A 12,359-nucleotide genomic window follows, 5' to 3' on the forward strand; every position below is an offset into this window, starting at 1 on the left:
ATGTTGCGCAAATTTAATATAATTGATGAATGTTTTAAATCGATTTAAGGTTTTTTGATGAACGGAAATCGGAAGATTATTAATCTTTTGCAGGATTTGGAGATAGAATCCTTCTAAAAGCGTTTGCCGTTCTAAAAAAATTCAAATTATCTCCTGTTGTAAACTCCTAGAACGCAGGAAATTTGATTAAAGTTTATTCTTCTTAATATAATCTCTGGCCTCCTTGTGTGCGGGGTGTTTTCGCTTCGCATATTTTTTTACGCGATCGAAATATTTTTTGGCTTGGGCTTTATTTTTGGCCTCGGTTTCCATTTTTCCCAGCTGAATCAACGAGTGCAGATAGTAGCCACTCTCCTGTGACTCAGATTCCTCCCCATATGCTACAGTCTTGAGATAATATTGTTTTGCCAGCGGCCGGTCACCAATCCGACGATAATATTCAGCCACAAAAAACGCCGCGTACCTCCCACTGTTGGATTCGTATCCCACCTGCTTTTGATCGATTCGATCCAAGATTTCCAACGATTGGTCCACGGACTCCATCCATCGACCTACCGCATACAGGTGTCTGGCATAGGAGCGGTGGAAATACGGATTGTTCGGGAATTTACCATGCAGATATTCAGAGATTCTCAAGGCGTCATAAGGCCGCTTTTCCTCGGAGGCATAGAGTCTGAAGAGAAAATACTGAGCCTCCACACGAGTGTAAAAAGCGTTGGAAGCGACTGTCTCCAGCTGCTGGAGTCCAAGAGCTTTATTTCCCTTCGGAAAAAGGGCCATCACCGGCTTCATCATCGGGTAATTCTCGGGAATCCAGGCTGAGAAATAATTAAACAACGCATCCCCCAACAAGAGCTCGGGGTTGAACTCGGCCTCTCCCCTGCTGAGATTCATATACTTCAGCGCGTTTCTGCCCGCCCAAGTCGCCTTCGTCCAGCTTTTTCGCTCGCTGTATAATCTCCCCTGAAATCCATATCCAGCTGCCAAAAAGAACGCCGCCTCCTTATTGTTTTCATCGGCATCAAACATCCGCTCGGCCTTCTCATTGGCTCGATCCAGGTATTGGATAAAGATATTGTCGTATCTGGTATTGGTCACGTCGACCTCGATCCGCCACCAATAGCCCAAAGCCATCAGAAAATCAGGCAGTGGATGATCGGGATATTGATACATAATGACTGTGAAATCATGCTCTGCGGTCGGGAAATCAAAGTTATACATGCTGTTGATCGCCCTGGTGATGCGATACTGCAACCCTTTGTCCAGCAGCAGGTACCCCGAAGGATTCGCAGGATCGATGGGTTCCGTCGTCTGAGCAGAAGCTCCGCCGACAAAAACTAGCATTAAGACACACAGTACCGCTATCCTTATTCTCTTACTCATCAACTTGTTTTCGTTTCGAATCCAAAATTACGGCGAATTCCAAACAAAGATTTAGATTTGGTTACTTTAACAAATTAAAATGGCAAAACCTGCTTCACCGATTGCACAACGTCTGCAAGAGCTGTTAGATTTCGACAAGAGACTATATTTCTTCGTACTCGTCCTCATTTTTTTGGCCATCAGGTATTTGACCAACACGCTGATCCTCGAATCCATCCCCGATTACGAGGCCTTGGAGCAGCAGGGAGGGCTCATGTTTTTCCATGTCTTCAACACGCTCAACTATCTATGGACTCCTTTTGCGCTACTTTGGAAATTCACCGTGATCGCGTTTCTATTTTGGTCGATCGGGCTGATGATCGGGTACAAGGCAAATTATAAAGAGCTCTGGAAATTTGCTTTGGTCGCTGAGGTCGTGTTTATCTTCCCGGAATTGCTGCGATTGCTGGTTTACATGAACCCTTCGGGCAATGTTACCTATTTCGACATCCAGAATTTTGAACCACTCTCAGCTCTCTGGATCGTCGGCCCGAGCAATGTGGCCGAGAAATACCACTACCCGCTTTCGGTTCTAAATATCTTCGAGCTCGTCTACGGAGCGGTGTGGGTCTTGGGATTTCATTCCATCAGCAGAAGAAGTCTGGAGGAAAGTAGCCTGGTGGTGTTTATCGCCTATTTTATCCCTCTCCTGCTATGGTTGGGATTCTATATCGGCGCGTATCGGTAGGATTTGCTTGCGTCTAATCCTTTAAAAATGCCTGCCTCCGCCTGTTTTTCCCGAGCGAAAGAAGATATCAAACCAAAAAAGGCCTGATCATCGATCAGGCCCTTGAACCCACTAACCCAACTATTAATCAAAATCCAAGTCCTACAGTCATGGCGACAGGAGTGAAAGTCAAGTCTGAAACTTTGGTCGCCGCTCCGGTCGTCAAATTGATGCTGTAAACTCCAGACGCGCCACCTACTGTCAACGCTGCAAAGGCGCCTCCAGAATTCCCACCAATGTCAAAGCCGTTTTGACTGGTGATGGCAACTCCCAATGAACCTACCGGCACCAGCACACCGTCATTTGGTGGAATCTGGGTAAACAGCATCCCCGTCATGTGATCAATCACAAATAATGTCGTGGTAGTAGCTCCTGCAATGTTATTGGCGTAAGCTGCCGCAGAGACCATGGGCGTCCCGGGATTTAATCGACCATCAGTCGCTACCACAGTGCCCAGATCTGGATGAAGCCGCAGGTTTTGACCAGTATTGGTTACCAATCTGATGCGATCTACGGTCGGATTGAAATCAAATCCTGCCACATCTCCTTCCATCATCGGTGACAGCGGGCTTCCTATTTTCGTCAGCATACCATTCGCAGGATTCACGGAATACAACTGACTCATTGATGAAACCGCCAGTAGTTGACCATTGGCAGGTCTAAAGTCAAGACCGACAATCTGCTCGCCCATACCCAGGCCCTGGAAAGCAGCCATCGTCGGCTGGGGACTCATCGGATTGAACCGGTACAGCATTCCGTCAGCACTCGCGGCGTAGGCGACTGGATTGGTCTTAAATGCCAAACTGATCACCGGCTGGGAGAAAACCCCGACCCAAGACGCAGCACCACTGCTCAGGTCAATGGAATAAAGTCTTGATTCGCCGTCCATACTGTTCACAGCGAGCGCCAGTGAATTATCCGCCAGGATGTCCATGTCGACCATTCCTTCAAAATCAACGCCCAAATCCCCTACTTCCATCAGCCCGCCGTCATTGGGCGGCACTTGCTGATAGAGCTTATCCGTGGCAACGTCTATATCAAACAGGACTGTCGCTGTAGCGCCTGAAACGCTGTTGTTATAGGCGACTGCTCCTATCTTGGGAGTCATCCCGCCGTTTATACTTCCGTCGGTAGCTACGACCGCACCCGTTTCGGGATGAAGTCTTAAGTTCTGTCCGGTCTCTGACACCAATCTCATCCGATCCACGGTGGGATTGAAGTCGATCGAGGCCATGCCTCCTTCAATAGCCGGGGAAAAAGCCGCAGTCCCAAGCGGAGTCGCCACTCCGGAGTTTTCATTGATAAAATAAATTCGGCTTCCTGAGCTCAAGCCATATAACTGGCCCGTTGCCGGTCTATAGTCAATCGAAAGAATCGACTCGCCGGAGCCTAAGCCGGTGATGTTGATCATCTCAGCTGGAGATGTAAGGTTTCCTTCTTCAAAATAGAGAAGTTGGTTCCCCTCCGCCAAGGCAGTGAAGCTAACTTCTGGGGTCATCCCGGGAGTTTCGACAATAGGCTGATCGTCCTTGTCATCACAGGATGTCAGGGTGAAAGCTGCGAGCGCGACGGCCAGCATAATTGGGGAAATGGTCTGTTTTTTCATGGTCGTAAAAGTTGATTCAGTGACCATTTACGAAGTGGGGAATTGGGTTGGATTGCGCCGCTTCAAAAAAAAGTAGGCCGCTTGACCCACTTTTTCATTCTTAAACCAAAACCCATTTTGCTATACTGTTTCAAAAGGCCATCTCGCAATGCCTCCGGACAGATTCTTGAGTTTATCAAAACCCAGACCGGCCATCACATCGCAGGCCTTGCCACTTCTGTTTCCACTTCGGCAATACACCAGATAGGTCTTGTCCTTCGGTAGATTTGCAACCTGGTTGTAAAATCCCGGAGACGTTATATCCAGATTTCTGGCACCTCGGATTTTCCCAGAGGAAAATTCTCCTGAAGATCTCACATCCAGGATTACAGTATTGGGCTGACGACTCAAGTCATAGAATGCATCCGCCGGAACGTCTTGGTATTTCTTTGCTTTGGCACTAAAGAAGCTGAACATGGTTGCTATTTTTTCAAGCTAATTTATTGCAGGTTCGGCGCTCTTTTCAGTAATAAAAGTCACCCAGACCCATAATTTTTCTTTGTTAATCGCTGATTTACAAGGATGTCAGTTCCTTTCCAATGATGTATATCCCCATGAGTAGGACAAACCAACCAAACCCTGTTTTGAGTGCTTTTTCGTTGATATTTTTTGACATCGCACTTCCTATAAATATTCCCATAATAGACAATCCCGTGAAGATCAACAGCATCTTCCAATCAATTGTCTGAGTGGAAATATCTCCCAGAAATCCGATCAGAGACTTTGCTGCAATGATCAGCAGCGAGGTACCTACCGCCATCTTCATGGGGAGTTTGGCTAGGATGACCAAAGCCGGGATGATCAAGAATCCTCCTCCCGCACCAACAATTCCCGTAATCAAACCTACCACCGAGCCTTCCAAAGCAATCAAGGGAAGATTGAATCGGACTTCTTCATTCTCATTGCAGTCCACACACTTCTTATTTCTGATCATTGAGACCGATGCTGCAAGCATGATCACCGCAAAAAAGACCATTATTCCGACATCCTTGGTAATGGCAAGCTCTCCGACCGAAAAGAGTGGGTCTGGAAGCCAGGGCACCAGAAATTTACGGGTCAGAAAAACCGCTATAAATGACGGAATGGCAAAAACAACCGCGGTCTTGTAGTCGACCAGGCCCTTTTTCATGAAAGTTCCGGCTCCTACCAAAGAGGTGGACCCCACGACAAACAGGGAATAGGCTGTCGCCAAAACCGGGTCGACTCCCAGGATATATACCAAGACCGGCACCGTAAGGATCGAGCCACCACCGCCAATCAGCCCCAGACTGATACCGATCAAAACAGCCGCCGCAAAGCCCACAAGAGTTACTACATCCATTTCCGTTAGTTGAATCCCCCGCAAAAGTAAGAGGGTGCAGTTCCTCTTTGTCGTAACATTTGTCACAAATCAGAAAAACAAAAGAAATTGGGGAGGGCTTTTGAGCTTGGGTGCTTCGATGCAAAATGAGGTTATTCCTGTTTTTCTTCGATCTGAAGATTTAAATTCGGTAAAACAAAACAGCCCATGATAATCGTTGTCCCATTAGACTTTTCAGAAAATTCCCTAAAAGCGCTGGAATTCGCCATGACTATCGCTGAAAAAAGAGACGCAAGCATCGTACTGGTGCATGTAGTCAACCTCTCCTTTGATTTTGCGGCCCAGTCGGCGAATGCGCTGCACTCCCTGCTCAAGGAAGGCGAAGCGCTTCTTCAGACGACCATTGAGAAGTACCGGGCGCCAGGAGTTCAGGTGGATTACCAAATCCTGGAAGGCGACCCGGCAATCAACATCGCTCGGGTTGCAGCTGAAAAAGAGGCAAGGATGATCCTAATCGGCACCCAGGGAGCAAGTGGAATCGCCAAAAAACTCATTGGCTCCACGACCATAAATCTGATCAGGGAAGCCAGATGCCCGGTACTCATCGTACCGGCACAAGCCAAGGTTGAACTAATCAAAAAAGCTACCCTCGCTATGGAGTTTTCAGGCCATGAGGAAGCATTCATCGACTGGATCGTAGATATGACGCGGCGCTGGGAACTTGGGCTGGAGATCCTCCACGTCCAATCCGGCGCGGACTTCAAGGAACAGCTCGCTGTCTTGGGACTGGAAGGGTACCTTCAGAAGAAGTACCCGGGCATCATGGTCAGGATACATACGTTCTACGCGAGCAGCGCCTCAGAAGGCCTCGAACTGTATATGGACGAGCATGACAACATGATCCTGGTCATGTGTCATCAGCACAGGAATCTTTGGGAACAAATCCTGCAAAAAAGCCTCTCCATCCAAATGGCCTTCCACACGCACATTCCCCTGCTGATCATGAATTGAAACTCACCTGCTGATCAATTCCTCAAAATCATCCCGGATGTAGATGATATTTCTACCGAGTTCGATCCACTTTTTCTTCTCCAGCTGTTTCAAAAGCCGCGACACAACCTCTCTCGAAGTCCCCAGTTCATTGGCTATTTCCTGGTGAGTGGTATGGAGTTCGTTTGCTTTATGCTGCTTCATCTTGGTGACGATATAGCGCATCAGCCGCTCGTCCATCCGCTTAAATGCCACGGCATCCAGTGTCGTCAACAGTTCCTGAAATCGCAACTGATACGTGGTCGAGACAAAGTCCTTCCACTGCTTAAAGTCGTTTGAGAATTGCTCGTGTGCTTGGACCGGGATAAAAAACAGGATCGAATTCTCCTCCACCACGGCCTTGATTTCACTGAGTTTCGAGGCACTGCAGCAGGTGAGTGAAAGTGCACATGTCTCTCCAGGCGCCAGATAGTAGAGAAAAAGCTCTCTGCCCTCGTCATCCGTCCGCATGATTTTCACCGAACCTTCGATCACCAGCGGAACGCCTTTGATATAGTGCCCCGGCTCTATCAATACCATGCCCGGTTCGCAAGTCATCTCTTTCCCATTGTCCAGCAGCGCCTGTAGAAGCTTGGGGTCGGTGAAATTGGGATAGGCTTCTTTGAGTCGTTCGAGGTTCATTTTTCAAGATTATTCACAAAAATCGCATTTCGCAGAAAGGAGTTGGGTGACAACTGTCACAGGTGCACGACCTATTTTACCTGATTTGGCAAGTCGGTCGATTCCTTAGTCAGCTTCCACCGGAGATCTTCACAGTATCAGATTCTCTTTTTTTAATCTGAAACTACCAGTGCTTCTTTCAGCTTCTTGACTTCTGCCAAAATAGCTTTTCCTTCCTCAGAACTTGCCATGGACAACCCTTTAATTAAAACATCCAGGTGCTCTAGCTCTGACTTTTGATTGGAAGGACTGCCAGCCATCTTCCAGAGTTCTTCGTAGGATTTTCTAACTTTCTCAAAGCTACCTGATTTGGGGTTCACCATCAGATTGGAAAGCAAAAGGTTAGATTCTCCCACATAATCCCAGAAATCCTTCTTGGATTTTGGCGTCGAATTGGCAGATTGTTTAAATCGGACGATCAATTTGGCCAGATCCAACTTCGTTTTTTCTTCCAAAAAGCTCACTTCTTCCCCACTGACCAGCTCGTGGATTCGACCCAGTTGCAGGGAATTATTGATCGCATAGGAGTCCGCGAGTTTTTTAATCTTGGCTGCCTCAAAGTAGGCTTCGGAAGCCATCAGGAGTGTTTTGGAAAACAAGGCCTTCTCCTTTGCTTTGAGAAGCATCAGTTTCCGTTTGTAGGCACTTCCCAAAAGACTATACCGCTCGGAGGTTTTCCCAATAGCAAGCAGCCCTCGCAATTTTAGAATCACATCGTCCAGTTCGCCCACCAAGTCCTCTGTTTCACTTGCTGGCGACGCCTTAAGTCTCTCGACCAAGTACTTCCCTGCGATGTTACAATACTGCTCTATCGCTTTGAAGGTGAAGCCTGCTTTTTCATCTTTGAACAACAATTCGTAGGCGGCTTTTGAGCTGGCATAGTCGCCCAACTTGGCGTATAGGTCTGCCTTATATTCCAGAATCTTATCGCTGGAGAGATTGGCCTGCCTAAGTCCTCCTTCTAAGACACCCAGCTTCCGTCGTGCCACCTCCGGTTTCATATTCTTGGATTCAAGCTGATAGCAGAGATTGAATAGCTCTATTTCAACTTCCTCTTGAAGGTAAAAATTCGTCTTGGATCTGCTTGAGCTGAGCGGTCCGTCGATCTTGTAGAAAGGATCTCCATAGCACTGATAGGCTCCCCAGGTATTGGTACGCCCTTGATGATCCTCGTAGATCGCTTTTCTGGCGGACTTGGCAGCTTCTCCAAACGGCACTCCGCTGAACAGACAATCGTAAAACTTTTTGCAAAAATCCAACGCTGCGCTATCGTCCACGGCCCAGCCCGCTACAATCACCGCCTTCACCCCAATCTCAATCAATTGCGTGCCGATATTTGCGGCCAGCTTATTTCTGTCCTGATTGAGCTGATCGGCTGCGGCGTCCATCTGGCCGAGGTAGCAGCAGTTGACAAAGACAAACTCAGGCACCTTGCTCAGCTGGGCGATGTCACTGGTCGTCAAAAACTGACCAGCTCCGATGACCATTCCAGAAGGCCGATTGGGATCTGCATTGAACACGCCATGTCCCGCCAGGTGCATGACCTTGTAGTTTTGTGTGAAAAGCTTCAGGATGATCTCGGAAGACGTACTATGGATGAGCGTCTCAGTGGCATACCCTGATTCCTTCAGCTTCTCAGATACCAGATTGGCTTCCTTTTCGGCACCTTTCAGCTGACTCATGTAGCCTCTTAGGTCCGGATCTCCCACGATCAAGGCTCGCCTATCCCTGACCGTATTGGGCATACTTCTGAAATTGGTCGTGGCCAACTGTCTGACCATTCCGGAATGGATACAGAGCGGAAGCCCGTGCAGATCTTCCTGGAGCATCTCCCAAGGGAAGCTTGCCGTGCGCTTGTCGAGCACCCAGGTGATGTTGTTTTGTCGCTTGAGGTTCTCTTTGAATTCGAAAGGAATCAACAGTTCAAACATGGTTTTGGCAATCTCCGGCGCAAATTGGTTTTTGCGGGTCATTCCATCCAGCAGACTATCGATGTTTCCAAGATTGGTCAGCAAAGGGATTTCCTTTTCGCTGGCGCCGTTGGTGGCCATCGCCATCCTGATCCTTCTTCCGTATCCACTCTTTGTGCCTTCCTCGAGGTTTTCCTCCGTCACCTTGATTCGAGTCCACCAGTCCGAGGTGTTGTCATGGGGAATTCTGGACAGTCTTCCGATTTTTGGGGTCAGGCAAAGTGTCGGCACGCTGATGTTGAACTCACGGCTGTCGTCCTGTTCGAGGTTTTTGACAGTCCGCAATATCCCGAGTGCCCGATCTTGAAACAGCTCGATGATCTCTATCTCTTCGATAACCTTTACTTTGTTGTTGTAGGTTTTGCGGATATTCCGATTCGCGTCTTGGATACCCAATAGGATGGACCGAATGGACGTATCGCTGGAAAATCCCCCAAAGGATGTCGCCAACGCCAAGACGGAAATACCCAGGATTTCCCTTTTCTTCGCCTGCCCATTTTCGTCCAGTTCCATGGCTTCGGGTTCGCCTTCCCGCATGTTTTTGATCGTCAGGTATCGGGCAATTCCTTTGGACACGGTCATCATCATCTGATAGGGTGTCAGTTCCCCCGGAACTCCAAATCCGACGACGACCGTCCCCTTGAAATTCTCGTCTTTAACCGGATTGCCATTTGGCACTATGTCCTTGGTCAATACGATCTGATGAGTTCCGACAGGACCTGGATATAGACCCAAACTCAGCAGTCTCGAAAGTTCATTATTCAACTTTTCGTCGATCACCCGCTCCGTGGTCAGGATGGTGTCAAATTGAAAGTGGCCAGCCAAAACCGGGTAGTCCGCAAAGGTCAAATCCCCATGACTGACCTTTACCTGAATCGGAGTTTCATGCAACCGCTCTTCACCCTCTTCTCCGAGACCCAGAATCGTTTTGATGACATTAGCTTCGCTGATATCAAAGATCTCTTCCTCTTTGGCGACAAAGTTCTTCTCTTCTCCGCGGCCTTTTGGAAGCGCATTTTGCAGGCGGCCGGTCTTGCCTTGGTTCAAAATATCCTCAATAGCACCGAATATTTTCTTTTCTGCCGAAAGTGATCCATGAGTGACATTGGCATAGTAGAGATGGTTGGATTCGATAAGGCCCTTCGGAATGCCGCTTTCCCAGGTCACGCTCTCATCTCCCTCGTTGGTGGCATGGAAAAGTAATTTTCCATCTTTGATTTCGAGATCTGAGATGGTCGACTTTTTGGTTCTACTTTGTCCGGCGATGTAGTAGATATTCTCGTAGTTGATTTTTCCCTCCTGCTGCAGGATCAACTTCTGGTATTTTCCAAAGTTTTGAAGGTCGGCTTCACTTGGAATCGGCCAAGACTCGTCACCGGAGGCTTTGCGAAGCTTCTCCCAAAAACTCCTGTCAGAAAAGTCATGCTTTCCTGACTTGTTGATCGGCAGCAGCGCGAGGATCCCCGGGAAATTGACGAACACGTTCATCAATTTCTTTGGCGAATTGATGATATCGATCTTCGCGAGCAGTTTGATGATTCCGTCTTTCCCAAAAAGCACGTAAGGAATGCGGTAAGAGCCTCCCAGCGGGGAACCCAAAAAGAGGATCTTGAATCCGGGCACTTCGCTGAGTTGCTGATAGGTGTCAGGGTGATAAAGCATAAAATCCCGGATCAGCACACCGCCCATGCTGTGGCCGACCAGCTTGATTGGCTGGTCCAATAGCATCAGCTCTTTGATTTTTTGATTGAGCAGCTTGGCGTTGCCCTCCATTCCCAGCCTCCAGTCGAATGGAAAAGCCTGCACATCGTAGTTTCTTGAGAGATATTCTCCGAGCTCCTTGTATGAAGTCTTGATCAGCGAATCCGGCGTGATGCCGTCAATGTCGCTTGGAAGGAGATATTTCAATTCTCCACGCAGCATCCGACCATATTTGACCCAAAGCACATCCTGATCGTCTCTAAGATTGGTCCCCATGATGCCCGGCAGCAAAACCAAAATCGGCTTTTTACCGGTGATCTCCGTGCCATTGTAGGCCCCTCCTTCTAGCACGAATCCGCCGCGGTCCTCGCCCCGGAGGAACGTAATCCCATCTGTCCGGACTTTACCCGCAAACTCCTCCGGCCTTCCAAGTAACCCCAACTGGATAAATTTCCTGACTTTTGGGGTTTTGAAGTACTTGATGTGGTCGATCTGACCGGTTTCTTCCATGTAGATAAACACATTGCCGGCGACCCGCTTAGCGCCAAACTCCATGCTGGCGGTGTCCACGACCAAATCATTTTTCCCACGGAAAAAGAACTTGCCCACCAGTACCACCAAACTCTTGAAAGACACGCTCAGCTCGCTGCTTCCGGCTATGACGATGAGTTTCGAATCCACCTCCAAACTGGTTCCCTGATAGTTCAGCACCTTGATGAATGGTGATTCGGGATTCATCGATTCAAGGCCGGGAAGGACTGAGACGTCGTCTTTGGTCTCGATCGATGCCAAGACCAGCTCCTTCATCGTAGCGAATATTGGATTGGAAATACCGCCAATCGCCGCTCCCAATAGGTTGATCGTCACGTTGAGAAACATGTCCAGCCGCTTCGACGCCAGCGTCGTGCCGTTGGCTGGACAGGCCACTCGGATCACGCGGTCTACGGAGATCTTTTTCTCCTTGAGCAGATCGGCGATCTTCTGAATATTAGCTAAATCCGCCCCGCGGTCGCTGTCTTTAAGGACCTGTTTTTCCTCCTCGCCAAAACCGACTGAATGGGAAGCAAACCTCGCGAACAAATCTCCGACGAGTCCACCCCGCGAGTGCGTGACCAGATCAAGCGTGATCCCATCGGGAAGTGATTTCAATCCTTCCAGGACATTTTCGAGCGGGCTGCAGGTCAACGTCCGGTGTTGGAGCGCCAAGAGATTGGTTTTCCCATACGCATTGACCATTTCTTTCCACTCATCCGTGCCTTTCATTTCTCCGAAAGAGCCCAAGGTCGAAGAGCCGGTGCCGTGTATAAACAACAGGCATTTATTTTTCACATCAACCCTTGAAAAATCAGCCAGTGCCAAGTCAAAGTTTTCTCCGACTCCAAGCACCACTGCTGCGGCTTCTCCTTCAAAGCTTTTGCCCGCAAACTCTAGTGCAGAGTTTTCGGCTTTCGTTGCCAGATGTCGGATTCCGGGTCGGATGACCTGATTTTTCACAAAGACTTTGGCCGCTTTGATGACCACCGTTTGAACCAAACTCCGATCCTGCTCGTCAGTTTCGATCACTCCGGAGAGATAAACCTCCTCTCCATCGCCGCCCCGTTTGAGTTCTTTGGAGAAAATCTGCTTGATCGATTCCGCGTCCCCGAGCCAGACAGAGTTGTCTTCAAAGTCGAGTTCCAAAATTTCCCCGTCATTGAGCTCCACGAGCTGCTCGGGTACATCGCTTCGTGTGGAGCTCTCGACAGTAAATGTGCGGCTGACATTGTAGTAGCCCAAGGCTTGATCTTCGGCTTGGGAGATTTCTTTGGGCAGTTCCTGACCTCTAAGTCTGATCTTGAATGTTGACATGGCGTAAAAGATTCTTGAAAACGTTGGAAAAAAAAA

General features: G+C 48.6%; 8 protein-coding genes. 2 read left to right on the forward strand and 6 right to left on the reverse strand.

Translation table 11 applies throughout. From position 1 onward, the window contains the following. Positions 1-186: 186 nt before the first annotated feature. A complete protein-coding gene (locus G459_RS0125215; protein WP_035457008.1) occupies positions 187-1,383 on the reverse strand; it encodes a tetratricopeptide repeat protein in 1,197 nt (398 codons plus the stop codon). Positions 1,384-1,462: 79 nt separating this feature from the next. Between G459_RS0125215 and G459_RS0125220 the strand changes: the two genes are divergently transcribed. Next, positions 1,463-2,110, forward strand: coding sequence for a hypothetical protein (locus tag G459_RS0125220; protein WP_026970061.1), 648 nt, complete (start codon positions 1,463-1,465; stop codon positions 2,108-2,110). Between the two features lie 127 nt (positions 2,111-2,237). On the opposite strand, the gene G459_RS0125225 is transcribed toward G459_RS0125220, so the two are convergent. The 3 genes from G459_RS0125225 to G459_RS0125235 form a co-directional block, all read right to left on the reverse strand. Next, the gene (locus G459_RS0125225) at positions 2,238-3,755 is read right to left on the reverse strand and encodes a DUF4394 domain-containing protein (protein ID WP_026970062.1); all 1,518 of its coding nucleotides are present in this window, start codon (positions 3,753-3,755) and stop codon (positions 2,238-2,240) included. A gap of 120 nt (positions 3,756-3,875) precedes the next feature. Next, the gene (locus G459_RS0125230; RefSeq protein WP_026970063.1) at positions 3,876-4,211 is read right to left on the reverse strand and encodes a rhodanese-like domain-containing protein; all 336 of its coding nucleotides are present in this window, start codon (positions 4,209-4,211) and stop codon (positions 3,876-3,878) included. A gap of 97 nt (positions 4,212-4,308) precedes the next feature. Continuing rightward, a complete protein-coding gene (locus G459_RS0125235) occupies positions 4,309-5,115 on the reverse strand; it encodes a sulfite exporter TauE/SafE family protein (RefSeq protein WP_026970064.1) in 807 nt (268 codons plus the stop codon). Between the two features lie 186 nt (positions 5,116-5,301). On the opposite strand from G459_RS0125235, the gene G459_RS0125245 reads away from it, so the two are divergent. Beyond that, positions 5,302-6,105 carry a universal stress protein gene (locus tag G459_RS0125245; protein WP_084454703.1) on the forward strand — a complete coding sequence of 268 codons (804 nt, stop codon included), beginning with the start codon at positions 5,302-5,304 and terminating at the stop codon, positions 6,103-6,105. Between the two features lie 3 nt (positions 6,106-6,108). On the opposite strand, the gene G459_RS0125250 is transcribed toward G459_RS0125245, so the two are convergent. Beyond that, positions 6,109-6,765 (reverse strand): Crp/Fnr family transcriptional regulator, encoded by a 657-nt coding sequence (locus G459_RS0125250; RefSeq protein ID WP_026970066.1) that lies wholly within the window; start codon positions 6,763-6,765, stop codon positions 6,109-6,111. A gap of 152 nt (positions 6,766-6,917) precedes the next feature. Then, positions 6,918-12,323 carry a CHAT domain-containing protein gene (locus tag G459_RS0125255; RefSeq protein ID WP_026970067.1) on the reverse strand — a complete coding sequence of 1,802 codons (5,406 nt, stop codon included), beginning with the start codon at positions 12,321-12,323 and terminating at the stop codon, positions 6,918-6,920. Between the last annotated feature and the right edge of the window lie 36 nt (positions 12,324-12,359).

Source organism: Algoriphagus terrigena DSM 22685 (assembly GCF_000429445.1).
Taxonomy (GTDB): Bacteria; Bacteroidota; Bacteroidia; order Cytophagales; family Cyclobacteriaceae; genus Algoriphagus; species Algoriphagus terrigena.